Here is a 26,225-nt window from a genome sequence, read left to right as displayed (position 1 = left end):
AAGCTTTTTGAGGTTGAGCGAAACCCTCGTGCCGCGATGGACACGATGGTGGGAAAAACGCAGAAATACGCTAGGATTGGGGCTAGTTGCCGGGCGGTGCGAGGGCCGCATTCGCGGGATGCCGAGCCCTGTGCGGCGGTGCCGTCGAGCAGACATCCGCGCTATTGCTCGCCGCATCGACCGCAACGTCGCCGCTGCGCGCGTTCAGGCGTTGCAGCGATCGGAATTCGGAAGGCGACATGCCCTTCGCCGCGCGGAACTGGCGGTTGAAGTTCGATACGTTATTGAACCCGCACTGAAAGCACACCTCGGTGATGCGTGCGTCGTCGGCCAATAACATCTGACAAGCAGCCTCGATGCGCAAACGGTTGACGTATTGCACGAAGGGCATGCCGGTATGGCGATGAAACGCTCTTGAAAACGCACTCACGCTTTGGCCTGCGAGTTGGGCGAGATCCGATTCGCGCAATGCCGAGGTGAGGTTCTTACCGATATACGACAGCGCGTGGCTAAGCCGTGTCGATGCGCTGCTCGATTGACTCGAGGCCGGGCTGGCAAGCAGTGTGCGCTGAGCCGCGCTGCAAAGCCGCTCGAGCAGCAGCAGGAACAGCGAAGTCCGGCGAATGCCGCGTGCCGTCAGTAGCGCTTCGAAAAGCGGCGCGACCGCCACGCTCGTCGCCTCGTCGAACGCGATGCCGCGCCGGGCATCGTCGAGCAGGCCTTGCGCCTCTTTGCATTCCGGAAAAGCCTCGATGCAGCGGCGCATGAAGTCTTGACTGAATTGCATGACCAGATTGCGGCGCTCGATCGTCTCGCCCTCCGCCACGTCGCTCACCCAGTTATGCGGCAGGTTCGGGCCTACCAGCACAAGATGGCCTGGGCCGAACGAACCGATGTGATCGCCGACGAAATACTTCCCGCGCGTTGCGACGATGAGATGCAGCTCGAACTCCGGATGAAAATGCCAGCGGATCGTTCGATACGGATAGCCGTGCTCCCACACCTTGAACGACTCGTCACGTCGGACTTCGACCACCTCAAGATCCGGCCGCATCATTTTGCTGTCTCCACATTTCTATGCTCGCGCCCGCTTGCCTGCGGGACTGCGATCGCTCTTCGCGTTGACAGAAATCTAGGGGGATCGCGGCGCTAACTCCACCAACTTTACGCCTATTTTTCGATACTTTTTTGCTCGATGGGGCTTTTCAAGGCGCACGATGGAAAATTTGTGCAATGCGGCACATGAGCCCGACGCGGCTCGGCGAGTGGAATAGGGCAGGAATTGCGATGAAGAGGGCACCGAGCCACCGGCGTGGAGTGCGGATGCCCTCTTTTGGGCTTGCTAGCGAGTTAGCAGCGGTTGAAAGCGCGTTAGACGCGCTTAAAGCTGATCGCGCTTGCGCGACGTCACGGCTACGGTAGTAGGCGATTCGGCCAGCGGCACGAAGCGGCGCGTGGCGCCGTCGAGCGCGTCGATGCTGCCCCTCTCGATGTCGTACACCCAGCCGTGAAGGTTCATGCGGCCCTGCTCGAGCGCCAGCGCCACGGACGGATGCGTGCGCAGATTCGCCAACTGGGCAATCACGTTTTCCCGCACGAGGCCATCGAGTTTGGCGCGAGGCGTATCGAATTGATGCGCTGCATTGATGGCCTTCGCGGAATCCGAATGGCGCAGCCAATTGGCGACCGCCGGCATATGGTCCAGGCAAGTACAGCGCGAGATCGCGCCCATTGCGCCGCAGTCGGAGTGGCCGCAGATCACGATGTCCTGAATGCCGAGCACGGCCACCGCGTATTCGACGGTAGCCGAGACGCCGCCGGGTTCCGGGCCGTACGAGGGCACGATGTTGCCCGCATTGCGAATGACGAACAGTTCGCCCGGCTCGCGCTGCGTGAGCAGCTCGGGCACGACGCGGCTGTCCGAACAAGTGACGAATAGCGCCTTCGGACTCTGCGTTGTCGCCAGCTGCTTGAATAGCTCGGCACGTTGCGGAAAGACTTCTCGCTGGAAACGCAAGAAGCCGTCGATAACGTCACGCATATGTATTCTCCAAATTCGAATATCCCTCCCGACACGCCGCTCGCTACCTGCGGTGCCGGTGCGGCCGACATTATCGCCTAAGCGGGCCCATCGGCGAAGGTCCGTAAGCGTTGCCGATACGTTCGCGACCAAGCCCAAGGTGCAGGTCTGCGCCTTGCTGTCTTGCTCGCGATTCCCGGAAGCGAACCCTTCCCTTCATTAGACGATTCGTTAGCACGCATGCCAGCTGCCCCCGAAATCGGAAGTGACATCGATAGTGTCTATCGGGCACCGTCCCATTCGTGGGCCGCGGGAACGGGGCCAGGCCTCGCCAGTACAGCGGCCGACAACGATCCGGGCGGCATCGCCACATACTCCCTTGCCGGCGCGCAAGGTGCGCTGTATCCACTCGCGGGACGCTTCGCGCCTGCCGTACTCGGTGTACTGCTGATCGGTACGGGCTTGCTGGCGCTACCGCCGCTTGCGGGCTCGGCGGCGAATGCCGCCGTGAGCGCGTTCGGCTTGCAACACGGCGCCCTACGGGATCGGCGCATCGCGCATGTTGTTTTGGGGCTCATGATTGTGGGTCTAGTTGTGGCCCTGTCGCTATTCGCATTTCATTTCGAACCTATTCACATTCTTTACTCGATCCTGGTACTAGGTGCATGGCTCGCTTGCGAAGCGCTTTCGTATATATAGATAGCGAGGGCGGCGTCTATCGGCTACGGACTGGGCGTCGCGCCAATCGCCGGCAGTCTGGCCGTCGATGCGGCCGATAAGCATTACCACATCGGAGCACAAATCGCGGTCAGATTCGATCGGACTAAATATGAATCTTGCCGAACGCACGGTGCAATCATTACCGCCGGCAAGGCATTGAGCGTTTGCGACGTCAACAATGATTGGAATGAATTCCTATACACGGAGGCTGTCGTCTATGACGCTAGCGACGAGGTTATGCGCCCCTCTCGCGACTACAGCGCCGGATGGCGCGCAGCGGCGCGTTCGCTCGACGGGCTTGCGCCGTTTCGGTCCTATGGCTTCGACGCATATCCGCTCGGCCATCATTATTATCTTTTAACGTTCAGTTACGACACAGAACCTGTTCTTTAGGACGATATGCAGAGAAAAGGAGCCTTTCTACTGGTAAGCGTTATATCGGCGTGCACACTCGCCTATACGCGATACGGCATGATTACGTATGCTCTTCACGCTCTGGTGGACCTCGTCATCGTGCTGATCAGCCTAGCGTTCGCGACCCTTGCGCTCTTTCTAAAATTGTGGCGGCGAGCCGCCTACTATGTGCTATGTGTCGTCCCGATCGCGATAAGCTTTCCGCTTGAAAAAGCCGAGCATGACTATCACTTCGGCGTGCGAGTCGCGATGGCGCTGGAAAAGTCGAAGTACGAATCGTGCAAGCGCAGCGGTGTCACACTCGGAAACGGCAGTGTATTGAACGTTTGCGCCGAAAATTCGGATTGGACAGATTGGGGATTCTCCGAGTCGGTCGTCTACGATTCGAGCGACGAGCTCGCTCGAACAAAACAAGACTACAGCGCTAGTTGGCGCTCTGCCGCCAAATCGCTTAAGGAGAAAGCTCCCTTCGGCGCCGAGGGGTTCGATGCCTTGCCGTTAGGTTCTCACTTTTATCTTGTCACCTTCTACGACGACGCAAATTCCAATATTTAAACGAGCTTCATCCTTTCGATCCCACTCGCCGCTTCAGTCGCGACAAAATCTCCCGCGTATGCTCCCCCACCTTGGCAAGCGGCTGACGAACGCCCAAGCGGCGACCGCCCAACGTGAGCGGGAGGAGCACGACGTCGGTCGTATCGCCCTCATCGGTCTGCATCGGGACCAGACCACCGCTTTGCTTCAAATGCGGGTCGTCGAGCAATTGATCCGGGCGTACGATCGGCGCGTACGGAATACCCGCGCTTTCCAATAGCGGAACCAACGCCTCCGCCCGAATATCCTTGAGAATTTCCCCCAAATCGGCGAGCAATTGCGGGCGCGACTCGACTCGCAAGGCATTCGTCGCATACTCGGGGCGCTGCGCAAGTTCGGGACGGGCAAGGACGTTACATAGCGTCACGAATTGCTTGTCGCTCACCGCACCGACGAACAATTGCTCGCCGTCCGCGAGCGTGAAGACATCGTAGACGCTCCAAGCGGAGACGCGCGCCGGCATCGGCGGAGGCGGCTCCTTCGTCATCGCATACTGTTGCATATGCTGAGCGCTCAAGAATGCGCAGTTCTCGAACAACGCGCTTTGCACTTCTTGTCCACGACCCGTGCGGTCGCGCTCGCGTAGTGCGGCCAGCACACCGATCGCGCCGAACATGCCGCCCATGATGTCGTTGACGGATGTGCCCGCGCGCAAGGGCCGTCCCGGCGGCCCCGTCATATACGCGAGCCCGCCCATCATCTGAACGACTTCGTCGAGCGCCAACCGCTTCTCGTAAGGGCCCGGCAGAAAACCCTTGTGCGAGACATAGATCAGGCGCGGAAACCGTTCCGACAACTCGGCATAGCCAAGGCCGAACTCGTCCATGAGACCGGGCCTGAAATTTTCGAGCACGATGTCGCTCTGCCCGATCAGTTCGCGGGCGTCGGCTTGGCCTTCGGGCGTTCGAATATCGAGCACGACGCTTTTCTTATTGCGATTGAACGTCCGGAAAAAACCGATGCCGAGCCCGGGAAGCTTGCGGGTCTTTTCGCCTCCGGGCGGCTCGATCTTGATTACTTCCGCACCGAGGTCGGCGAGGATCATTCCGCACGTCGGACCCATCACCATATGGGTGAACTCGATCACCCGCACGCCGCTGAGCGGCAAACCGTCGACCGTACTCATGGTTGTCTCGCTCGTTCGAATTCGCTTACCACCATGCTACCTGCATCGGGTCCGTAACCGCCACCCGCAACATTTCGGGAGCGAGATGTTTCCGTTTTCGAACGATCGAAGAAGTAGAACCACCGCTTAGGGCGTTCCCACGCGATAGCAGGCGGGAATCGCGTTCTTGCCGGGCCGCTGGTAGATAAGCTTGTAGCCGCCCGATGGCGATCGCGAATACGGCGAATGCCACGGTAGTGAGCTTGTTTCGCGCCGCGCCCCCGCCCGACGGCTCACATCGCTTCTTTCACCCCCGAGCGGATCAACCACCAATTCACCGGATAGCTGGTGGCAAACCCTGCCAGCATGGCAAGCTGCATCGCAAACCAAAACTCGGGACTCGCAACATCGGCGACGCCCCCATACGCGGGCGTGAACCACAAGAACTGCATCACGGCCATGAGGCCATACATCCCGACCTGCCACGATGTTATCGAGGCACTATCGGCTTTCACGGCGGCAACGATCCCTTGCACCACCGAAAGGTCGCGCATCGGTTTGATAGTGAAGTACTGAAACACGATTCCGAGCAAAAAGGCGACGACGAAGTCCAGGATCCAAACGGCGAACATTTTTTCGCGGAACACCGTATGCCATCCGAACCAGACCGCCAGTGTCGGAAATGCGACGGCGAACCATTCGGCGACGATGTCACCGAGCGTGCAGCCGGCACCGCAGTGGGTGCCCCCTTTCATCACCACGACGGGAAATGACGATGTTCTGTCGTCCTCTCGATCAGGCGGCGCATTGCGCCCCCAAGCGAAATAGGCAGCGAGCCAGATGAACGTGCCGAATAAGGCGGTCAGCGGCCAAACCACGTTCATGATCCCCATCTTTTGCGGCCGCCGAATCTCATCGACCACGATTGCGAGGGCGCAAACCACACCGAGCGCGATGCTCGCGATCGAAAGGATATGCAGCCAGTGGGGAAAGCGCACGTAGGCAGTCACTTCGTCCCTCATTTGGAGGTAAAGTCGAACTGGCCCGGCGAAGCCGGCGGGCCACTGCGACTGCCGGAAGCAGCGGCTGTTCCCGCGCCCGGATTTTCCTTGGCCTCGTTCGACAATGCGCCGTCGGTCGACGCGCATCACGATCTCGAGCCGGCATAGGACGCGGCCGTTTCAATTGGAACGGCCTGCACCAAGGAAATCGTGCAATCGGCGTCTACTATGGAAACGTCGCTCCCAGCCGAAAAGGGATAGAGCATGGTGGAGGAAGCCATACCATGGCGGACGAATCGGGCAATTCCAACGAAGGGAAGCACGGCACGCCGCGCCACGTACGGGTCGCGCCGATTCAACCTATCCCGGCACCGCCGACGGACGACGAGTCGACCGAACCGCTCGCGCTGCCGTGGTTGCTGATTCTGGCGCTAGCTGTCGGATGCATTACAGGTCTTGGTGCGGTCGCGTTCAGAGATCTAATCGGGTTCGTCCACAACCTGCTCTTTCTCCGCCAGGTATCGTTTTCCTACGACGCAAGCCAATTCACGCCCGCTTCCCCCTGGGGCGTACTCGTCATCTTCGTGCCTGTCGTTGGCGGCCTATTGGTCACTTGGATCGTCGATAGCTTCGCTCCCGAGGCGAAAGGCCACGGCGTGCCGGAAGTGATGGATGCCATCTACTATAAGGGTGGCATCATTCGCCCGGTCGTCGCGCTGGTCAAATCGATCGCATCGGCCTTCGCGATCGGCTCGGGCGCGGCGGTCGGACGAGAAGGACCGATCATTCAAATCGGCTCGGCACTTGGATCGACTCTCGGCCAACTCATTCGCATGACGGCTGGACAACGGATCACGCTGGTGGCGGCCGGCGCGGGCGCGGGCATCGCGGCGACCTTCAATACGCCCATCGGAGGGGTTCTGTTCGCCACCGAATTGATGATGCCCGAAATCAGCGTCGACACGTTCTTGCCGGTCGTTCTGGCAACTGGAACGGCCACGTTCATCGGGCGCCTGTTCTTTGGCGCGGAGGCGGCATTCCTCGTTCCCGCAAAACTCGGCGCGATCCCCAATCAACTGAGCAGCGTCCTCACGCTAGCGCTCTATGCCCTGCTCGGCGCGCTGACAGGCGTCGCGGCCGCCGCACTCATCCGGGCACTGCATTGGGCAGAAGACGCCTTCGACCGGATGCCGAACCGCTACCTGCGGCACGCATCGGGAATGCTGCTCGTCGGCGTGTTGATGTACGTTTTATGGCGCAGCGCCGGGCACTATTACGTGGAAGGCGTAGGCTACGCCTCGATTCAGGCAACCCTATACGGCCAACTTCAAGGCGGTGCGTTCCTGCTGCTGCTTGCCGCGAGCAAGCTGTTCGCCACCTCGGTGAGTCTCGGCTCGGGATCGTCCGGCGGCGTGTTTTCGCCGTCGCTATTCATTGGCGCCATGCTCGGTGCGGCGATCGCTTCACTCATCTCGGCTGCCGCACCCGGCGCGCCCGTCAGTGCGCCCGCGTTTGCGATGGTCGGTATGGGCGCGATGGTTGGCGGCGGCACGGGAGCGGCCATGACGGCGGTCGCTATGATTTTCGAAATGACGCGCGACTACGACATCGTGCTGCCGATGATCATTGCCGTGGCAGTCAGCCTGGGCGTGCGCCGCCTCTTATCGGCGGAAAGTATCTATACCCTAAAGCTTCGCCGCCGCGGACATGCCATTCCGAACGCACTGCATGCCAACATGTTTCTCGTGCAGGAAGCCGGGCAAGTGATGGAAACCGATGTACTCGTGCTGGACCACGCGACGCCGTTTCGAGAGATTTTGCCGCGCTCCGAAGGCCTTTTGTTCCGTCATGTCGTCGTCACAAGGGATGACAGAATCTTGGGCGTTCTGCGCATCAACGTCGGCCTGCGGCGAGCGGCGAGTCAGGCGGAATCCGATATTACGGTCGCCGAACTGGCGCAGCGCAACTTCATCGTCGTGACGCAGCACGAAATCGCCTTCAGGGTCATCTCACGGCTATGGAAGCAGCACGCGGCCATGGCGGTGGTCGTGGAACAGGGCGACGCGCATTCACCCGTGCGCGTACTGGGCGTGATTGCGAAAGAGCACGTTGCCGACTCCGTCGCGAGCAGCATCAAGATCTTTTCGGGCAAGCACTAACCGAGGGCTATCTGCCGCCACCTGCCGTTCCCTTGCGTCACCGCCGCGGGTTTCTCTCTATCTGTTTCGACGTGTTCAGGGGGAACTGTTAGTTGTCTATCGACTCTGAGCGTCGGGGCAGAGCTATTAGTCGCTCAGGGCGTTATTGTTTTGAAAGGACACCGGTGTGCGCCGACGTATTCGACGAACGGGGTAAAACGAGTAGACGGGGACCACAAAAATGACAGCGAAGGCCGAGAGGCGCGTGTTCTTCAGCATCGCGGCGCTTGTTTGCCAGGTGTTGCTCCTGGGTGCGATCGTTTCGATGCTCTTCGTTGGGTTCGGCATCGTTAGAAGCGGCGCAGTGGCCGGTGATGCAGATGACATCGCGCCCGTATCGGTCGACACGGTGTTGGCAAGCATTCCCGGCACGCAATCCGGGAACGATGGATCTTCCGGTAGGCAGGGCGTGAACATCAATGTTCCGAACGCGGCGGGTATCCCAATCTCAAAGTCGTTGGATGCGGTTTTGACCAGCGATACTACGAGCCAACCGATATTGAATGCGTGGCTCGACGCCATTCCGACACGCGATCGCCGCTCGTTCGTCGCCGGGTTGACGAAAGTCGTGACGGCAGCCGATCAACACGCGGCATCGTGGGAATGGGACAACCGGCAGCGCTATGTCGCGGCGGCCATGAGCGAATATGCGCGGATCGATATCGATCGCGTCACGGAGATTGCCGACTCCCAGAAGCGTACCGCCGAGAAACTCGCCGACTATCGCAGCGCGTTGGGTACATTGCTCGGGGTTGCCGCGACGCTTACGTTGCTGTTGACGGTCATGGCAATTGAGCGCAATACGCGCCCCCCGCGCGGCTCCGGAGCCGCCCCATCGCGGGGAAATCGGACATGATGCCGCGCATGCTGTTCGGCGCCGGGAGCGTCGCCCTGGGCGCGTCGGGTGACGGCGCTCCTGTTTTCGTTGCGCGTACTTGAAGGGTGCGGGCATCGAGTCAACGTACGATATCGTGCTTGCGGGACCTCTCGATCAATGCTTACTGCGTTTGGACAGGACTTGTATTTTGCCGACGGACCGGCGGTACCGTTCTATGGTTTTCCATACCCGACCCGCATGGCGGTCGTGCGGCTCTCATCCGGGAACACGTGGGTATGGTCGCCGATCGCGCTGACGGAAGATTTAGCCGTCGCCGTAGAGGCCGTCGGGCCGGTCGCGCATATCGTCTCACCGAACAAACTCCATCATCTCGCGCTGTCTGCATGGAAGAGCCGTTGGCCTGAAGCCCGCCTGCATGCGCCGCCGGGCCTTGCCCGAAAAATGAAAGGGTTTCGCTTCGATGCCGAACTTGGCGACGAACCGGACAGGCAATGGATCGTCGACATCGATCAGGTTGTGTTTCGCGGATCGCTTGCGATGGAAGAAGTGGTGTTCTTCCACCGCGTATCACGCACCGCCATCTTCGGCGACCTAATCCAACGCTTTCCCGGCGAGTTGGCTACGGGGTGGAAAGGCACACTTCTGCGGCTTGACGACCTCGTCGGACCGCACGGCAGCACGCCGCGCGAATGGCGACTGAGTTTTCTCTCGCGCGATGCCGCGCGCGCCGCTCGCCAAAGAGTGCTCGATTGGAAGCCCGAGCGGCTTCTGATCGCTCATGGTCAATGCGCAGACAGTGGGGCAACGCATGTCATTGCCGAGGCGTTGCGCTGGATTTGATTGGGCCACGGGGTGCTGTGCTGCACCAGTAACCGACCGACGTATGCGTTACAGCAGACACCCGTTGCCCTTCCTTTGCCGTGCCGGGCGCGAGCGTCGATACCCGCGCAATGTGGGAATCGGCAGGCCAGGGCGGATATCCACACACTATTTGACGCTCGTCAGTCTGCGGTACGCCCGCTTGACCTAATCTCGCTTCAACGAACCGTGAGATGGCTGCGGGGCATGTCCTTCGATCAGCGCATGCTTACGCCTAACTTGCACGTGCGGCTCTCATGCAAACTCAATCGGCTAGCAACCAAGCAACCAGTTCCCCACTGACCGGCAAAGTCATCGCCGTTCGCGGGGCGGTCGTCGACCTGATTTTTCCGGCCGGCACGCTTCCACCTCTGGATAGTTCTCTCTCGATCGAAAGAGACGACGAAAGGATCGTCGCCGAAGTGCAGGCTCATCTGGACGAGCGCACAGTGCGCGCGCTAGCCATGCAATCGACGAGCGGACTGCCGAGAGGCGCGCGTGCTCACGCCTCGTGCCAACCCATCGCGGTACCGGTGGGCGACAAGATGCTCGGCCGGTTGATAGACGTGATGGGGACACCGGGCGACAGGGGCGAGGCGCTGCCCGCTGACGTGACGCGACGCCCCATCCACCAGGCGCCGCCTCCCTTGTCGGCACAGGACAGTGCGACCGGCATCTTTGCAACCGGCATCAAGGTCATCGACCTTCTCGCTCCACTCGCCCGCGGTGGCAAGGCGGCGATGTTCGGCGGCGCAGGCGTCGGCAAGACCGTTCTCGTGATGGAGCTGATTCATGCGATGGTCGAACACTACAAGGGCATATCGGTATTCGCCGGTGTGGGCGAACGTTCGCGAGAGGGGCACGAGTTGCTTCAGGACATGCAGCACTCGGGGGTGCTGCCGAGAACCGTGCTCGTCTACGGCCAAATGAACGAGCCGCCCGGCGCGCGCTGGCGCGTGCCGCTGACGGCATTGACCATCGCCGAACACTTTCGTGACGAACAGCACCAGAACGTTCTGCTGCTGATGGATAACGTCTTTCGCTTCGTCCAAGCCGGCGCGGAAGTCTCGGGCTTGCTCGGGCGTCTACCGTCGCGCGTCGGCTACCAGCCGACACTGGCCACCGAGGTGGCCGCCCTCCAGGAGCGTATCGTCTCGGTCGGCGGCGTGTCGATCACCGCGATCGAGGCCGTCTATGTGCCGGCGGACGACTTCACAGACCCGGCCGTGACGACGATCGCAGCCCACGTCGACAGCACCGTCGTCCTGTCGCGCGCCATGGCCGCGGAGGGTATGTATCCGGCTATAGATCCGATCGCATCGTCGTCGATTCTGCTCGACCCGCTCGTCGTCGGAGCCGAGCATGTCGCAATCGCCACCGAAGTCAGACGCACCATCGAACACTACCGGGAATTGCAGGACGTGATCTCCTTGCTCGGAATCGAAGAGCTGGGCACCGACGATCGACGCATCGTTGGTCGCGCGCGTCGCCTGCAACGGTTTCTGACGCAGCCGTTTTCCGTCACCGAGGCGTTCACGGGCGTTGCCGGACGCTCCGTCACAATCGACGACACGCTCGCCGGATGCAAAGCCATCCTAGCCGGCGAATGCGACACATGGCACGAAAAGTCGCTGTACATGGTGGGTGCGTTGAGCGAAGCGCGCGAGCGCGAAAAGGGTGCGTCATGAGCACGACACTTCGACTGACGATCGCCACGCCGTCCGACATGCTCGTCGACACGCCCGATGTCGTCGCCTTTCGCGGGGAGGACATGACGGGCAGTTTCGGTATTTTGCCCGGCCATACGGATTTCCTGACCGTGCTGGCGCCATGCGTATTGCGCTGGCGCACTGCCGGTGGCCGGCAGCGTCTTTGCGCGGTCAGCGGTGGGGTGCTGCGAGTCGTCGATGGCAAGTCGATCAGCATTGCGTGTCGCGACGCGCAACTCGGCGACGCCCTCGAAACACTCGAAGCGCAAGTGCGCGCAGCCAGGGAAGCACGCATCGACGCGGCGCGCCGGGCGCGGGTTGAACAGACGCGTCTCAACGCTCAGGCGATCCGCCAGATCTTGCGGTACTTACGGCCAGGCGCGACTGGCGCCGCCGGACGTACGGATGGTACCGACGAAGGCAACGGCCATGGACAATAACCCCCCGAAAGCGCCGCTGCACGAGCGCCGCAACGACGAGCACGTTCGCAATCACGGCTCGCATCTTCTCGAGCACACCGTGCAACAGGCGGTACGGCGCGATCGAGACGCACGGGATGTGCCGGAACCCACGTTGGGTGCGAGACTTGGACAAATCGGCATTCTTGGCTGGATGGTCGTCATCCCCACCCTGCTCTGCCTGTGGTTCGGCCATTGGCTCGATCGCCGTTTCAGCACCGGCGTGTTCTTTTCGGCACCGCTGCTGATGGTGGGTGCCGCGGTCGGTTTGTGGCTCGCGTGGCGCTGGATGCACCGCCAAAGTCCGAGGGATTGAACCATGCTGCTCGTTCCGGCACTATCCACGTCCCTCAAGATCGCCGCCGGCGGCATGGCCGGCGGTATCGGCGGCGTTGCATATTTTGCCTCGCTGTTTGCGAACGCACGGTGCTATGCGCGTCGCGCCATCGGCGTCGCGATCGTCTTGCAGGCGCTTCGATTCGGTATGCTCGGTCTGTTGCTATACGGCCTCGCTCACCTTGGACCGATGGCCTTGCTGAGCGGACTCGGCGGCATCGTGATCGCGCGCCACGTGGCGGTTCGGTTCCTCGGGAGGACGCCATGATCCATTCTCCACTTGCAACGGAACCGCTGCTCCGTATCGGCTTCGTACAGATCTCGGCGCCGGTGATGACTACCTGGGCCATCATGGCGCTGATCGTCGGCACCACGCTGTGGATACGAAAGCGCCTGTCGCTGGTTCCCACGAAGCTCCAGGTTGCACTGGAACTGCTCGTGGCGTCGCTGGATAGCCAGATCCGGGACACGATTCAGACTGATCCCGAGCGCTATCGTCCACTGATCGGAACGTTGTTCGCTTTCATCCTCGCATGCAACTGGTCGGGCATGATTCCCGGCATCGAGCCGCCCACGGCGCATCTCGAGACGGATGCCGCGCTCGCCGCGATCGTACTCGGGTCGACCGTCTACTACGGTATGCGCTCACGCGGAATCGTCCGCTATCTCGCATCGTTCGCCGAACCTGCATGGATCATGATCCCCCTCAATCTGATCGAGCAGATCACGCGTACCTTTTCACTCGTCGTTCGCCTGTTCGGCAACGTGATGAGCGGCGTCTTCGTGATCGGTATCGTCCTGTCGCTGGCCGGGCTGCTGGTACCGATTCCGCTGATGGCGCTCGAACTGCTCACCGGGGCGGTTCAGGCCTACATCTTCACGGTACTCGCGACGGTGTTCATCGGTGCCGCACTCGGCGGCGTATCCTCGACGGCTTCACCTCCACGGCAAGGAGCATCATGACCAACTGGATAGAGCTTGTCAGCATCGTTTCGGCGACCGTTGCGGTCTCGTTTGGCGCCATCGGACCTGCGCTCGCAGAGGGACGTGCCGTCGCGGCCGCAATGGACGCATTGGCGCGACAGCCCGAATCGGCCGGCACGATTTCACGCACCTTGTTTGTCGGTCTGGCGATGATCGAGACGATGGCGATCTATTGTCTCGTCGTCGCATTGCTCGTGTTATTTGCCAACCCGTTCGCCAAGTAGGCATTCGACATGCGCATCGACTGGTGGACACTCGGCTTTCAGACCATCAACGTGCTGGTGCTTGTCTGGCTGCTTTCGCGTTTCCTATTCAAGCCGGTCGCCAAGATCATGGCGGACCGCCAGCAAGCAGCGAACGCCTTGATTCAAGATGCTTCGGTGGCGCGCGACACTGCGGAACGCGACCGCAAGCACGCTGCGGACGAGGTCGCGGCACTGGACACGCTGCGATTGCAACGTCTTGGCGAGGTATCGGCCGAGGCCGAACGCCTCAGAGCGTCACTGCTCGCGACGGCGCGCACCGAAGCCGATGCGTTGCGCGCGTCCGCTGAACAAGACGTTGAGATCATGCGGAAAAATGCGTCGCGCGTCGAAGCAGCACGTGCCACCGAGTTTGCACTGGATGTAGCGTCTCGCCTGCTTGCGCGGTTCCCGTCGCATACGCTGGTTGAAGGCTTCATCACCCCGCTTGCCGACGCCGTTCGCGCACTGCCGGATGAAGATCGTCTACAGCTCGGCCGCGGGGCCGAACCGTTGCATCTGATCGTCTCTCGGCCCCTCAGCGAGGACGAATTGAAACAATGCGAGGTGGCCCTAGCTGCCGCGTCGGGCCACGAATTACGTTTGCAGACCGAGGTCGATCCAAAATTGATCGCTGGGCTTGAACTCGTCGCCCCGCATGTCATCGTCCGAAACAGCCTTCGGCACGATCTCGACACCCTGAAGGCCGACCTTTTGCTCGATGACGATGAACGAGATGCCTGACACCGCCGAAACCGCGTGGCTGACCCGGGGCAGGGCCGCGCTCGCGAGACTCAGCCTCGTGCCGCAAGCCGAGCTGGTCGGACGTGTCGAACACGTTGCCGACGGAATCGCGCGCGTCAGCGGACTGCCGCATGTCCGACTGAACGAGTTGCTTCAGTTCGAAGGTGGCCAATTCGGCTTCGCGCTCACACTCGATACCGATACGTTGAGCTGCGTTCTTCTCGACAGTAGCAAAGGTATCGTCGCAGGTTCGCGCGTATCGGCAACCGGACGCGTCGTTGAAGTACCCGTGGGTCCAAGCATGCTCGGTCGTATCGTCGACCCTCTCGGCAGGCCTCTTGACCGCGATGAACCGTTGAAATGTACCGCCTCGCTTCCGGTCGAGCGCCCCGCGCCGGCAATCATCGAGCGAGCGCTGGTATCGCAGCCTGTTGAAACCGGCATTGTGCTGATCGATGCGTTGTTTGCCATCGGGCGCGGGCAACGGGAGCTGATCATTGGCGATCGTGCGACCGGGAAGACCTCCATCGCGATCGATACGATCGTCAATCAGAAACATTCCGATGTGGTTTGCGTCTACGTGGCGATCGGCCAGCGTGCGACGGCGGTCGAACGCGTCATCGATGCGGTCCGCCAGCATGGCGCGCCTGAACGATGCGTGTTCGTCGTCGCGTCCGCAGCCGCCCCGCCCGGGCTGCAATGGATTGCACCGTTCGCGGCATTCAGCATCGCCGAGTACTTCAGGGACCGTGGCGAGCATGCGCTCGTCGTCATCGACGATTTGACCAAGCATGCGGCGACCCACCGTGAACTCTCGCTGCTCACGCGGGAGCCGCCGGGACGGGAGGCCTACCCCGGCGACATCTTCTACTTGCATGCTCGCCTGCTGGAGCGTGCGGCCAAGCTCTCCGCGGAACGCGGAGGCGGCTCGCTTACCGCGATGCCGATCGCCGAAACCGACGCAGGAAACCTGGCCGCCTATATCCCGACCAACCTGATCTCGATCACCGACGGGCAGATCGTGCTGGATGCGCGTTTGTTCGCCGCGAACCAGCGCCCTGCCATCGATGTCGGGCTGAGCGTCAGCCGCGTGGGCGGTAAGGCGCAGATCGCGGCGTTACGCACAGCCGCCGGGAGGTTGCGGCTCGACTACGCTCAGTTTCTTGAACTCGAGATGTTTACCCGCTTCGGTGGACTGAGCGACACGAGAGTGGCAGCGCAGATGGTCCGCGGCGAACGCATCCGTGCATTGATTGCCCAACCGCGTTTCGCACCGCTCCGACCGGTCGGGGAAATCGCGTTGTTGCTCGCACTGGCCGATGGCGTGTTCGACGCCTGCCCGCCCGAAACGGTTGCGGCGGTTCGTGGCGCCCTTCCCGCGCGCCTCGATGCCACCGGGATCGCGGCAAGGCTTGACCCAATCCTGCAAGCAGGCGATGAATTGCCGCCGGATGACCGGTCGACGCTTGTTCGAATCGTCCGGGATCTCGTGCCGCATCCGGCGGACGGCCGGAGCAGCCGATGAGCAACCCGCTCGGCGAGGTTCTGGCGCGTCTCGATACGGTCAGGGAACTCGCATCGGTCGTTACTGCGATGCGCGGCATCGCCGCTGCACGCACGCGCGAGGCGCTCGCCCGCTTGCCGGGCATCCGCGCGTGCGCCGAACAAATCGGCGACGCGATTGCCGACGCTATGACACTCGCCTTGCCTCCCAGTGCCCCGCATGTTCCGATATCCGCCCCGTCAACCGAGGCGCGGATCGTGGTCGTGATTGGCGCGGAACAGGGATTTGTCGGCACATTCAACCACCGTGTCATGCAGGCGGCGCAAACGCCCTCGGCAGGCTCGGTCGAATACTTTGTAATCGGCGATCGAGCCCGGCTCATCGCCGCGCAATCGGGGCTACCGGTCGCATGGTCCGCCGAAATGGTCGTCCATGCCGATGCAGTCCCCGATCTTGCGGCCAGAATCGTCAACGCGTTGTATGGTCGCTTGCAAGACGGAAATATATCGCGCGTGGCGATCGTGCATGGAGCGTCGCAATCGGTCGGTGGCGCAGCGATCACGACGACATCGCTATTGCCGTTCGATTTCCGGCGCTTCAAACCGGTGAACCGCCCTTTCCCGCCAAGGACTACGCTTCCTACTCGCCAGTTGCTGGAGAGACTGACCGAGGAATACGTGTACACACAAGTTTGCGAAGCAATCGTCCTTTCTTTCGCGGCCGAAAACGAGGCGCGAATGCGTGCCATGATCGTCGCGCGACGCAACATCGACGAGACGGCTCAACGGCTGACGAGGGATTCTCACCGTCTGCGTCAGGAGCAGATCACCGCCGAAATCATTGAATTGTCCACCATCGACAGCCGCTTCGCTCAATGAATCCACTGTGGTCGTGCAGGTTGACACTCTGGACACCTGTAGTGCGTTGAGTCGAAGCAATGGACGCCCACGCGCAAGGCATTCGTTGTGCGATCCCGCGTCCCGCGTGGCGGCGCCGCTCGAATACAGGTTCGTGCGCCCCCTACTGATTCGACGCCCCGTTTTCGCGTAGACTGCGCCAGATCTGTTCCCTGTTACGCCCACTCGCGGCGAGCGCCGCGGCTCCCGATATGGAAGGAGGTGTTACGCATGCATGCAATGCCGTTGCCGAGCAGCAGTGCCATTGACTCGACCGCGACCGCGCCTGTGCGCGATCTGCGCCGGGTATCCATCCATCCCGATCACTGGTATCCGCTCGCCTGGTCGCGCGAACTGAAACCGGGCAAGACGCTCGGGGTGCGGTTCGCGGGAGATCCGATCGTGCTCGTGCGGACCCGGTCCAGGGCGATCTTTGCGCTCGAAGATCGATGCGCGCACCGGCAAGTGCCGCTGCATGCCGGCGTGGTGGACGGCGAATCGATCCGCTGCGGCTATCACGGCTGGACTTACGACTGCACCGGCAAATGCGTCGATGTCCCGTATTTGGGACGTGAGCGGCTGCCGAACGGGGTGCGTGCCTACCCCTGCCGCGAGCAGTACGGGTTGATCTTCGTCTTCCCCGGCGACGCCGCGCTGGCCGACGATCGGCCGCTCCCGGCCCTGCCATCGGTCGAGGACAAGGCCTACAAGACCCGCCGCTTCGGCCGCGAGGTCAAGTGCCACTACTCCTTCATGCACGAGAACCTGATGGACATGAACCACCAGTTTCTGCATAGAAAGCAGATGGGACAGATGCGTGCGCGCTCGCTGGGCCGCCGGCGCGGCGACGATTGGGTGGAAGTGGACTACACGTTCGCGCGGATGGAGGGCAAGCAGCCCGTCGGCGAGGCGCTCGTGTTCGGCGGCGCCAAAAAAGACGGCGCGCAAGACGATAAGGACGTGATGACGGTACGCACCGGCTATCCGTACCAAACGCTTCAGATCCGCACGAGCGGCGGCACGTTGGTCATGGACCTCTGGATCGTCTATGTGCCGTTGGATGCCGCGCAACGGACCAACCGCACCTTCGGCCTGCTTTCGATCCGCAAGCCCGGCATTCCGTTTGCGCTCGATATGGCTTGGCCGCTATTGGTTTGGTTTACCGAACGCATCTTCAAGGAGGACCGCTGGATCGTCGAACGCGAGCAAGAGGCGCACGACCAGCAGGGCGCCGATTGGAATCACGAAGTGTTTCCGGTGATCAACGAGCTGCGCGACTTGCTGAGGAACTGCGGCGGCCCGACGGTGATACCGATCCGAGAGGTGGTCGACACGACCACGCAGGCGGCGGTATCGTAGCCGCCGGCGCTTGCGCCTAGTCCACCGGCGGTACCGCGCCTTTCGCTGGCGTCTTGAGCAAGCGCGCGCGCCGCTGCTCCTCATCCACGGCGCACACGATGCGCTGGGCGACCCTCGCTCGGGTGAGCGCGCTGAATCCACGCATCGCCGGCCTCGTGTATGCGCAGGCGGGGCACGCGCCGTTCATCGAGGAGGCCGAACGCTTCGATCGAGACGTCGCTCGGTTCGTCGCACGGTGCAGGACAGCGGATCGTTGGCAAGTAACCCGAGACCGAGTGCCTACGAAAGCTTGTGCAACTGCCGCCGCAATTGATCGAGTTCCCCCGCCGCAAATTGGCTATCGATTTCGGCGTGCGTCTGCTGCCAAATCGGAAACGCTTTAGCGAGCAATCGATCTCCGTCGGCCGTTAGGCTGAGCCGACGGCCGCGCTTATCCTCCTGGTCTTGTTCGATCGTCACGAGACCCCGCCGCTCGAGCGGCTTGAGCGCGGCCGTGAGCGTCGTGCGATCCATCGCCAATAGCGACGACACCTCCTTCATCGAGGCCGGATGCGGCCGATTCAGCGACATCAGCAGCGAAAACTGCCCGTTCGTGAGGTCGACCGGGCGCAACGCATCGTCGAATATGCGCGCGAGATTGCGCGCGGCCCGCTGCGCGTGCAAACACAGGCAGCAATCGCGCACCATGAGCGTCGTTTCGAAAGGAAGCTTTTTTACGTGTGACATGTTGTCATTATGTTGATATCAACCTATATTGTCAACGGCAAGAGCGGCAACACCCGGTTGCCGTCATGCCGTGACCGGATGGAGGACGTATGCAAGATCCACAACTGTTTCTCGCGGTTTTCCTCGGCAGCAAAGAAAGCCCGCGGATGAAAGCTTGGAATGCGCTTTCGGACGAGGCGCGGCGTGCACGCGAGCAAGAAGGCATGGGCGCCTGGAAAGCCTGGGTCGAGAAGCACCAAGCGGCGATCGTCGAGATGGGCGGTCCGCTCGGCAAGACGAAGTCGATCGGCGAACGCGGCATCCACGATACGACCAACGGACTGGCGGCCTTCACGGTCGTGCGTAGCGCGTCGCACGAAGACGCAGCCAAGATGTTCGAGGCGCACCCTCATTTCACGATCTTTCCGGGCGAGTCGGTCGAGGTCATGCCCATTCTTCCGATCCCCGGCGCTTGAGCGGCAAAGTGCGTCGCAGGAATCGATACCTTCGTTGCCCGCAAGCGGGCATTCGCGATAGTTAGGAGAGTTGCGATGAAGCTATATGGATTTGGCGGAACGCGTTCGCAGCGCGCGCTGTGGGGACTTAAAGAAGTCGATGCCGACTTCGAATACATATCGGTGAACTTGCTCGAGGGCGAACACAAACGCCCGGAATTCTTGAAGATCAACCCGGCGGGGAAGGTTCCCGTGCTGATCGATGGCGATCGCGTCATTCCCGAATCGGCGGCGATCGTTCTATATCTCGTCGACAAATACCCCGAGAAAGCCCTCCTGCCCGCCGATCTCGGCGAGCGGGCACAAGCTTATCGCTGGATGCTCTTTGCGGTCACCGAACTCGAACAGCCACTCTGGAGAATCACTCGGCATACGATGCTTTATCCGCCCGATAAGCGTCTGCCGGCCGACATCGCGCTTGCGCGAGAGGATTTCGTCGCCATGGCCGCGATCCTCGACAAACACCTCGATAAGCGCACGTTCATCGTCGGCGAGCGGCTTACGGTGGCCGATTGCGTGACGGTCTATCTGATCGATTGGGCGAACGAATTTCATCTAATCGATGGATTCCCGCGCTTGCAAGCCTATCTGGAACGCTTGTATGCCCGGCCGGAAGCGCCGCAGCGTATCGCCGAAGCACGCAAGGCGGCATGAGAGCGACGCGTCGATGTTCCCTAATTCAGTCTAGAAAGATTTGAAGAAGCCGTGAACGCTATGCAAACCGAACGACGACGAGCTTGGTGATTGAGTCGATTGCGCTATACTCATCGTCATGGATACGAAACCCAACTCGCTGAACTTGCACCGTTGGTGGCGCGCCTGAATCCGGCGGCCCGTTTCCCCACGCATTTCGCACATTTCGCAAACGTGATGCCGCCAGCCCTGGCGGCATTTTTGTTTCCGTTCGCCGACGGCTGGCGTCATCAAACACTTGAGACCCCAGCCCATGACCTGCGCAAACCGCCCCACTATATTGACCGGCGACAGAACCACCGGTCCGCTGCATCTCGGCCACTATGCCGGCTCGCTGCGCGCCCGCGTCGAACTTCAGCATGAAGCGAATCAGTTCTTGCTGCTCGCCGACACGCAGGCCTTGACCGACAACGTCGGTCGACATCGAAAAGTCACTGAAAACGTACTCGAAGTCGCGCTCGACTATCTTGCGGTAGGCATCGATCCTCAAAAGTCGACCATCCTCATACAGTCGCAAGTGCCGGAGTTGGCCGAACTGTCCCAGTACCTGCTCAATCTCGTCACCGTCGCGCGGCTAGAACGCAACCCCACCATCAAGGAAGAAATTCGTCTTCGCGGATTCGAGCGCGATATTCCCGCGGGCTTTCTAACCTATCCGGTAAGTCAGGCCGCCGATATCACCGCGTTCCGGGCAACGCATGTACCCGTAGGCGACGACCAACTCCCCATGATCGAGCAAACCAATGAATTGGTGCGCCGCTTCAACAACACGGTCGACCAGCCGGTGCTCGTCGAATGCGAAGCCGTGCTATCGAATGTCGCTCGCTTGCCCGGCATCGACGGCAAGGCAAAGATGAGTAAGTCCCTTGGAAACGCGATTACTTTAGGTGCAAGCCCCGACGAGATCACGAACGCGGTCAATCGTATGTACACGGATCCGAATCACCTGCGCCTCAGCGATCCGGGGCAAGTGGAAGGCAATGTCGTATTCGCATTTCTCGACGCATTCGAGCCGGACGTGCAAAAGGTGGACGAGCTCAAATCTCGCTATCGTCGCGGCGGACTCGGCGACAGCGTCGTTAAGCGAGTGCTCGACGAGCGCCTTCAGTCGTTGATCGAACCGATCCGTACGCGCCGCCAGGCGTTTGCGCAAGACCGAGGCGAAGTAATGGCTATCGTACGACGCGGCACGATGCGTGCGAGAGAGGTGGCTGGGCAGACGCTGTCGCAAGTCAAAAGCGCGCTAGGTCTCAGCTATTTCTACTGAGTGCGGAGAAAGGCGGATCGGGCCACATGCACGCCGAGCGACTGAAGCTCGGCAAGCTTGCGGTCCCGCTCCTGCGCGGTGAACTGAAGAGGATGCACAAAATTGACACCGCGAAGCACGTCGTTCGACGTCGCCGCCGCGATACGGATCAAGCAATACGGTCTAACGCGCCGGCGAACCTAGCAACCGCGCCGTCGATGTCATGCAGCTTATCCAGACCGAATAGCCCGATGCGAAACGTCTTGAAGTCTTCGCCTTCGTCGCATTGCAGTGGGACGCCGGCCGCGACCTGTAAGCCGATCTCGGCGAACTTTTTGCCCGATCGAACGCCGTCGTCGTCGGTGTAGCTGACCACGACGCCCGGTGCCTGAAAACCTTCGGCCGCGACGCTTTTAAACCCCTTGCCCACCAATAGCGAGCGAACACGCTTACCGAGTTCGAGTTGCTCGGCCTTCACCTTGTCGAAGCCGTATGCCTCCGTTTCCTTGATGACGTCTCGTAGCGTCGAGAGGCTGTCCGTCGGCATCGTGGCGTGATAAGCGTGTCCGCCGTTCTCGTAGGCCTCCATGATTTGCAGCCATTTGCGCAAATCGCAGGCGAAGCTGGTACTGGTCGTTGCATCGATCCTTTCGCGAGCGAGCGCGCCGAGCATGACGAGGGCACAGCACGGCGAGGCACTCCACCCTTTTTGCGGTGCACTAATCAGCACATCGACGCCGGTGGCTTGCATATCGACCCAGACCGTACCGGAGGCGATGCAATCGAGCACGAACATGCCCCCGACCGCATGCACGGCATCGGCCACCGCGCGCATATAGGCATCGGGCAACATCATCCCGGACGCCGTTTCGACGTGGGGCGCAAAAACGAGGTCGGGCTTGTGTTCCCGGATGGCGGCCACGACCTCTTCGATCGGAGCCGGCGCATAAGCAGGCTGCCTTCCTTGCTCCACGGGACGCGCCTTCAACACCGTCGATTCGGCCGGTATGCCGCCCATATCGAAGATCTGCGACCAACGGAAACTAAACCAGCCATTGCGGATGATCAGGCACTTCTTGTTCGTCGCGAACTGACGCGCAACGGCTTCCATGCCGAACGTTCCGCTACCTGGGACCACAACGACCGCCTTGGCGTTGTAGACCTTCTTCAAGGCGCTCGAAATGTCGCGCATCACGCCTTGGAAGCGTTGCGACATATGGTTGATCGAGCGATCGGTGTATACGACCGAATACTCGAGGAGTCCATCGCGATCGACATTGGGAAGTAGACCTGGCATACGCGCCTCCGATAACGGATAAACAATATGCGCAGTATGTCTTACTTCTCTCTTTCAAGTGAAAAAGTCGCCCGACCGTCGCGACAACCGCTACCGCACGATAGTCGATAGTTAGGGTCGGACGGCGACGGCCAAACACGCCCCGAGTTTGCGCGCATTAAGTTTTCGCTGAATCCGCCGATAGAGCGTTGGTCGGGAACCCAGCGAGGCCGCATCGCTTGGTTTAAGCCAAACCATCGCGCCATCTCCTCCCGTGCCATTTGCAAGAACCTGAGTCAGCGCCCCCGGGCTCCAAATGAACCAATGACATCCGGCTCATTTTTCGACGCCGCCCGAACATTTATGCGGCGGTGGCCACGCTATCTACGCACCGATCGTCGGCTCCCCGTCACGGTCATGCTCGTGTTATTGGGGCTCGCCATGTTCGGCACCGGCGTGGCCTACACGTTGAGCTGGCGCGAGCATTTGCATGTGGAGCGCGCCCACGCCTTTCAAGTGCGCAACGACATCGACACGCTGCAAGCGCTCTATCTCGGGGCGAATGCGGACTTCCTGCAAGGATTCGGTAGCGCCCGTTTGGCGTCGTTCGCCTGGCCGGTCTCGCGCGTGGGCATGGCGACGCGGTGTTTCCAGCGGCTTAGCGCGGCTTATGCGCGTCTGCCGCAGAGTGCGGCCACCATCCAGTCATTGCGCGAGGAAACCGCGAGATGGGCTTATCTGCAAGCCGACATCGCCATCAATGCCCGCTTAGATGAAGGCCGGGCCTCGGTCGACAGCGCCGGCTTGCTGGAGGCCAATCGCTTGCTCGAACGAATCGCTTCGCAACTCACGGTACTGCGCGACGAGCAAACGGTCAAACTCAAAGCAGCGGCCGAGAGCGCAGCGCGGCATATGGAAGTCGAAGGCCTGGTCCTCGCCGTCAGCGCCTTGGTCGCCTGCGTATTATTGGGCTATGCCTTCGTCGCGCACTATCGCGCGGGGCTCGCTCGGCAGCGCGCACGCGTCGTCGCGGCGGAGAGCGAACGCCGATTCCGCGAGTATTTCGATCACCATCCGCTGCCGATGCTGATCTTCGACGTGGAAACGCTCGAGATCATCACCGCGAATTGCGCCGCCGCCGCGCAGTACGGCTATTCGAGCACCGAACTCTCCGGGCGCAGTATGGCGTCGCTGTATGCGCAAGCCGACTCGCGCGCATTCCTGCGCGATTTGGCGGCGACGCGCTCCGCGGCCACGAGCAGCGGAGCCGCGGGAATATGCCGGCATCAGCGACGCGACGGCGCGCTGGTCTACGTCGACCTGTCCTATCACTTCCTGACGTATGGAAAGCGCCATGCCTGTTTCATCACGGCCATCGACGTCACGCAACGAAAGAACGCCGAGCTCGAGCTGCGTCTGCGCAGCCGTGCGCTGGACGCGATCGGCAACGGGGTGCTCATTACGCGCGCGACCGACAACGGGCAAATCATTAAGTACGCCAACCCTGCATTCGAGAGAATCACGGGCTACGCACTGAGCGGCATTGTCGGCAACGACTATGAAGCCCTGTGTTCCGGCGGCACCGGCCGTGAGCTTTTTCCGCAGATCAGAAGCATCATCGAGAAGGGCGTGGACGCAAGCAAGCTGCTCCAATGCCGGCGGGCGAACGGTGCATCGTTCTGGAATCAACTGCATGTCGCCGCGGTAAGCGACGAGCGTGGCACTCCGTCGTATCACATCTCGGTGATTAGCGACCTCACCGAACTGATCGATTCGCGCGATCGACTCGTTATGCAGGCGCGTCGCGATGCCCTAACGAATTTGCCGAATCGCGTTACGCTGCATGAACTGATCGATCAGGCGCTCGAGGAAGAACGCCCTTTTGCATTGCTGTTCATGGACCTCGACCACTTCAAGGACGTCAACGACAGCCTCGGCCACAACGCGGGCGACCGGTTACTGTGCGAGGTCGCGCGCCGACTCTCCGATTGCCTAGGCGCGGACGGCATCGTCACGCGCTACGGCGGCGACGAGTTCGTCACGATGCTCGCGAACCCGTACGACGGTCAACGGCTCGCCACGCTGCACGAACGTCTCATTCAAGCGTTCGGCGCGCCCGTCCAAATCGACGACACGCAATTGTCCGTGCAACTGAGCATCGGCGTGGCTTGCTACCCGGAGGACGGAAAGGACGCACAGACGCTTTTGAAGCACGCCGATCTCGCGATGTATCACGTCAAAGCCAACGGACGAAACGGCGTGGAACGCTTCAATCAAACGCTAGCCAGCGTATCCGACCAACGTATCAAGCTTTCGCGCCGGTTGCGCGATGCGCTGGAGCATAAGGCATTCGAATTGGTGTACCAGCCGCAGATCGACGTTCGGGCGAATCGGGTCTGCGGGGTCGAAGCGCTGATTCGGTGGCGCGATGCGGAACTGGGCGTCGTCAGCCCTACCGTCTTTATCCCGCTCGCCGAGGAAAACGGGCTGATCGAAGAACTCGGCGAATGGGTGCTGCATACCGCTTGCATGCAAGCCAAACGCTGGGAGAGCGCCTTGCCCGGCATAAATATGTCGGTCAACGTATCGCCACGCCAACTGGCACGCGAGCATTTTCTCGACGTCGTGCAACGCACGCTGGCGATTACCGGTCTGGCCCCTCACCGGCTCGAAGTCGAAATCACCGAGGGAGCGCTCGTCGCGCCGAACGCGCTTCAAACACTGCGTGCGCTTAGCCAAATGGGCGTATCGATCGCGATAGACGATTTCGGCACCGGATACTCGAGTCTGTCGTACCTACGGACGTTTCACGCCAATCGGCTGAAAATCGATATGTCGTTCGTCCGCGGAATCGGCGTGAGTCATGCGGACGAATCGATCATCCGCGCCGTCAGTGCGCTTGCGCGGAGTTTGAAATTCGAGATTGTCGCGGAAGGTGTCGAACGCGACGAGCAGTTGGATTTCCTCATAGAGGACGGCTGCTCGATCATTCAGGGCTACCTCTTCTCCAAGCCGCTGGCGGCCGCAAGCATCCCCGCCTATGTCGACCAATTTCAAGGTCTTGCTCAATCGCCCGGCCCTAACATTGCGCCAGCGCCGGCAACGCAACAAACGCCCGAACCACGTCCGGATCGAAATGCGATCCCGATCCAGCCGCAATCAGATCAAGCGCGCTGTTCATAGGCATAGCGTCGTGATAGGGGCGCGCCGTCGTCACCGCATCGAAGCAATCGGCCACGGCGATAATTCTCGACCAAAGCGGAATACCGGTTCCTTTCAGCCCCGACGGATAGCCCGCGCCGTCGTACCGTTCATGGTGATGGAGAACCGCTTCGGCTACTCGGTCATGTGCCGGGCCACGCCGGCCTTGAGACACCAAGATCCGCCGCCCGATTTCACTATGCGTCTGCATCTGCTTGAGCTCGCCGGCATCCAGCGGGCCGGGTTTGAACAGTACCCTGTCCGGGATGGCAATCTTCCCGATGTCGTGCGCGAACCCCGCTTCCCTCAGCGTGATGAGGTCGTCGTCTCGAACGCCCAGCGCGCGCCCTATGGATTCACTCAATAGTCCCACCCGCACGCAATGCCCCGATGTGTCGGCGTCCCGTTCGCCCAAAGCGACGAAAAGCGCGCGATCCACATGAGAGCACTCGAGGTGAGCCGCAACAGGCCCTACATTCAACATTGCATTCTCACGTTGTTTTAAATACCGGCATGAGTTCGGCCAGCGCGATCATATCGACCTCACCGGCACCGTAGTTGATTTATCGCAACTGTCGTCGGTTCTTTCGACGACGGCACCTACGCTAC

The 26,225-nt window shown here is 61.2% G+C and carries 27 protein-coding genes and 1 pseudogene; 20 read left to right on the top strand and 8 right to left on the bottom strand.

Annotated elements, in window-relative coordinates; translation table 11 throughout:
- Positions 1–82 precede the first annotated feature (82 nt).
- Positions 83–1,057: an AraC family transcriptional regulator gene (locus AB1286_RS21565; RefSeq protein WP_430365288.1), complete on the bottom strand. Its 975-nt coding sequence runs from the start codon at positions 1,055–1,057 to the stop codon at positions 83–85.
- Between the two features lie 324 nt (positions 1,058–1,381).
- Entirely contained in the window at positions 1,382–2,041 is a 660-nt protein-coding gene (locus tag AB1286_RS21560; protein WP_430365287.1) for a carbonic anhydrase, read from the bottom strand.
- A gap of 219 nt (positions 2,042–2,260) precedes the next feature.
- On the opposite strand from AB1286_RS21560, the gene AB1286_RS21555 reads away from it, so the two are divergent.
- The gene (locus tag AB1286_RS21555; RefSeq protein WP_430365286.1) at positions 2,261–2,719 is read left to right on the top strand and encodes a hypothetical protein; all 459 of its coding nucleotides are present in this window, start codon (positions 2,261–2,263) and stop codon (positions 2,717–2,719) included.
- 519 nt (positions 2,720–3,238) lie between these two features.
- Positions 3,239–3,709 carry a hypothetical protein gene (locus tag AB1286_RS21550; RefSeq protein WP_430365285.1) on the top strand — a complete coding sequence of 157 codons (471 nt, stop codon included), beginning with the start codon at positions 3,239–3,241 and terminating at the stop codon, positions 3,707–3,709.
- A gap of 7 nt (positions 3,710–3,716) precedes the next feature.
- Here AB1286_RS21550 and AB1286_RS21545 read toward each other — a convergent pair whose 3' ends face one another.
- Positions 3,717–4,874, bottom strand: a complete 1,158-nt coding sequence (locus AB1286_RS21545; RefSeq protein WP_430365284.1) for a CaiB/BaiF CoA transferase family protein — start codon at positions 4,872–4,874, stop codon at positions 3,717–3,719.
- Positions 4,875–5,146: 272 nt separating this feature from the next.
- Entirely contained in the window at positions 5,147–5,863 is a 717-nt protein-coding gene (locus AB1286_RS21540) for a DUF4396 domain-containing protein (protein ID WP_430365283.1), read from the bottom strand.
- A gap of 275 nt (positions 5,864–6,138) precedes the next feature.
- Between AB1286_RS21540 and AB1286_RS21535 the strand changes: the two genes are divergently transcribed.
- Positions 6,139–8,013, top strand: coding sequence for a chloride channel protein (locus tag AB1286_RS21535; RefSeq protein ID WP_430365282.1), 1,875 nt, complete (start codon positions 6,139–6,141; stop codon positions 8,011–8,013).
- Between the two features lie 126 nt (positions 8,014–8,139).
- Here the strand turns inward: AB1286_RS21535 and AB1286_RS21530 are convergent, their stop codons facing one another.
- The gene (locus tag AB1286_RS21530; RefSeq protein ID WP_430365281.1) at positions 8,140–8,469 is read right to left on the bottom strand and encodes a hypothetical protein; all 330 of its coding nucleotides are present in this window, start codon (positions 8,467–8,469) and stop codon (positions 8,140–8,142) included.
- A 52-nt stretch (positions 8,470–8,521) separates the two neighbouring features.
- Here AB1286_RS21530 and AB1286_RS21525 point away from each other — a divergent pair, with 52 nt between their 5' ends.
- From AB1286_RS21525 to AB1286_RS21465, 13 genes and pseudogenes are all read left to right on the top strand, one after another.
- Positions 8,522–8,908, top strand: a complete 387-nt coding sequence (locus tag AB1286_RS21525; RefSeq protein ID WP_430365280.1) for a hypothetical protein — start codon at positions 8,522–8,524, stop codon at positions 8,906–8,908.
- 138 nt (positions 8,909–9,046) lie between these two features.
- On the top strand, positions 9,047–9,730 hold the full coding sequence (locus tag AB1286_RS21520; protein WP_430365279.1) for a DUF4336 domain-containing protein: 684 nt from the start codon (positions 9,047–9,049) through the stop codon (positions 9,728–9,730).
- Positions 9,731–10,005: 275 nt separating this feature from the next.
- The gene (gene atpD / locus AB1286_RS21515; RefSeq protein ID WP_430365278.1) at positions 10,006–11,436 is read left to right on the top strand and encodes a F0F1 ATP synthase subunit beta; all 1,431 of its coding nucleotides are present in this window, start codon (positions 10,006–10,008) and stop codon (positions 11,434–11,436) included.
- On the top strand, positions 11,433–11,897 hold the full coding sequence (locus tag AB1286_RS21510; protein WP_430365277.1) for a F0F1 ATP synthase subunit epsilon: 465 nt from the start codon (positions 11,433–11,435) through the stop codon (positions 11,895–11,897). The genes atpD and AB1286_RS21510 overlap by 4 nt, the downstream gene beginning before the upstream one ends.
- A gap of 16 nt (positions 11,898–11,913) precedes the next feature.
- Positions 11,914–12,231, top strand: a complete 318-nt coding sequence (locus tag AB1286_RS21505) for an AtpZ/AtpI family protein (RefSeq protein ID WP_430367274.1) — start codon at positions 11,914–11,916, stop codon at positions 12,229–12,231.
- A gap of 3 nt (positions 12,232–12,234) precedes the next feature.
- Positions 12,235–12,519 carry an ATP synthase subunit I gene (locus AB1286_RS21500; protein WP_430365276.1) on the top strand — a complete coding sequence of 95 codons (285 nt, stop codon included), beginning with the start codon at positions 12,235–12,237 and terminating at the stop codon, positions 12,517–12,519.
- Positions 12,516–13,214 carry a F0F1 ATP synthase subunit A gene (locus AB1286_RS21495; RefSeq protein WP_430365275.1) on the top strand — a complete coding sequence of 233 codons (699 nt, stop codon included), beginning with the start codon at positions 12,516–12,518 and terminating at the stop codon, positions 13,212–13,214. The genes AB1286_RS21500 and AB1286_RS21495 overlap by 4 nt, the downstream gene beginning before the upstream one ends.
- The gene (locus AB1286_RS21490) at positions 13,211–13,459 is read left to right on the top strand and encodes a F0F1 ATP synthase subunit C (RefSeq protein WP_430365274.1); all 249 of its coding nucleotides are present in this window, start codon (positions 13,211–13,213) and stop codon (positions 13,457–13,459) included. Before AB1286_RS21495 ends, AB1286_RS21490 begins: the two co-directional genes overlap by 4 nt.
- A gap of 9 nt (positions 13,460–13,468) precedes the next feature.
- Positions 13,469–14,221 (top strand): F0F1 ATP synthase subunit delta, encoded by a 753-nt coding sequence (locus tag AB1286_RS21485; RefSeq protein ID WP_430365273.1) that lies wholly within the window; start codon positions 13,469–13,471, stop codon positions 14,219–14,221.
- Entirely contained in the window at positions 14,205–15,746 is a 1,542-nt protein-coding gene (locus AB1286_RS21480; RefSeq protein WP_430365272.1) for a F0F1 ATP synthase subunit alpha, read from the top strand. The genes AB1286_RS21485 and AB1286_RS21480 overlap by 17 nt, the downstream gene beginning before the upstream one ends.
- On the top strand, positions 15,743–16,603 hold the full coding sequence (locus AB1286_RS21475) for a F0F1 ATP synthase subunit gamma (RefSeq protein ID WP_430365271.1): 861 nt from the start codon (positions 15,743–15,745) through the stop codon (positions 16,601–16,603). Before AB1286_RS21480 ends, AB1286_RS21475 begins: the two co-directional genes overlap by 4 nt.
- 249 nt (positions 16,604–16,852) lie before the next feature.
- Complete coding sequence (locus AB1286_RS21470; RefSeq protein ID WP_430365270.1) at positions 16,853–17,980, top strand: Rieske 2Fe-2S domain-containing protein; 1,128 nt, start codon at positions 16,853–16,855, stop codon at positions 17,978–17,980.
- 52 nt (positions 17,981–18,032) lie between these two features.
- Positions 18,033–18,210 (top strand): annotated as a pseudogene (locus AB1286_RS21465) (alpha/beta fold hydrolase); the annotation flags it as partial.
- A 49-nt stretch (positions 18,211–18,259) separates the two neighbouring features.
- Here AB1286_RS21465 and AB1286_RS21460 read toward each other — a convergent pair.
- On the bottom strand, positions 18,260–18,706 hold the full coding sequence (locus AB1286_RS21460; RefSeq protein ID WP_430365269.1) for a MarR family winged helix-turn-helix transcriptional regulator: 447 nt from the start codon (positions 18,704–18,706) through the stop codon (positions 18,260–18,262).
- Positions 18,707–18,795: 89 nt separating this feature from the next.
- On the opposite strand from AB1286_RS21460, the gene AB1286_RS21455 reads away from it, so the two are divergent.
- From AB1286_RS21455 to trpS, 3 genes are all read left to right on the top strand, one after another.
- On the top strand, positions 18,796–19,161 hold the full coding sequence (locus AB1286_RS21455; protein ID WP_430365268.1) for a hypothetical protein: 366 nt from the start codon (positions 18,796–18,798) through the stop codon (positions 19,159–19,161).
- Positions 19,162–19,236: 75 nt separating this feature from the next.
- Complete coding sequence (locus AB1286_RS21450) at positions 19,237–19,854, top strand: glutathione S-transferase family protein (protein WP_430365267.1); 618 nt, start codon at positions 19,237–19,239, stop codon at positions 19,852–19,854.
- Positions 19,855–20,146: 292 nt separating this feature from the next.
- Positions 20,147–21,160 carry a tryptophan--tRNA ligase gene (trpS, locus tag AB1286_RS21445; protein ID WP_430365266.1) on the top strand — a complete coding sequence of 338 codons (1,014 nt, stop codon included), beginning with the start codon at positions 20,147–20,149 and terminating at the stop codon, positions 21,158–21,160.
- A gap of 148 nt (positions 21,161–21,308) precedes the next feature.
- On the opposite strand, the gene AB1286_RS21440 is transcribed toward trpS, so the two are convergent.
- A complete protein-coding gene (locus AB1286_RS21440) occupies positions 21,309–22,436 on the bottom strand; it encodes an aminotransferase class V-fold PLP-dependent enzyme (protein WP_430365265.1) in 1,128 nt (375 codons plus the stop codon).
- A gap of 342 nt (positions 22,437–22,778) precedes the next feature.
- Here AB1286_RS21440 and AB1286_RS21435 point away from each other — a divergent pair, with 342 nt between their 5' ends.
- Positions 22,779–25,598, top strand: coding sequence for a putative bifunctional diguanylate cyclase/phosphodiesterase (locus AB1286_RS21435; RefSeq protein WP_430365264.1), 2,820 nt, complete (start codon positions 22,779–22,781; stop codon positions 25,596–25,598).
- On the opposite strand, the gene AB1286_RS21430 is transcribed toward AB1286_RS21435, so the two are convergent.
- Complete coding sequence (locus AB1286_RS21430) at positions 25,495–26,055, bottom strand: HD-GYP domain-containing protein (RefSeq protein WP_430365263.1); 561 nt, start codon at positions 26,053–26,055, stop codon at positions 25,495–25,497. The genes AB1286_RS21435 and AB1286_RS21430 overlap by 104 nt on opposite strands.
- Positions 26,056–26,225: the final 170 nt, after the last annotated feature.

This window comes from Trinickia sp. NRRL B-1857 (genome assembly GCF_050470685.1).
Taxonomy (GTDB): Bacteria; Pseudomonadota; Gammaproteobacteria; order Burkholderiales; family Burkholderiaceae; genus Trinickia.
This window is presented reverse-complemented; position numbering and strand designations above follow the sequence as displayed.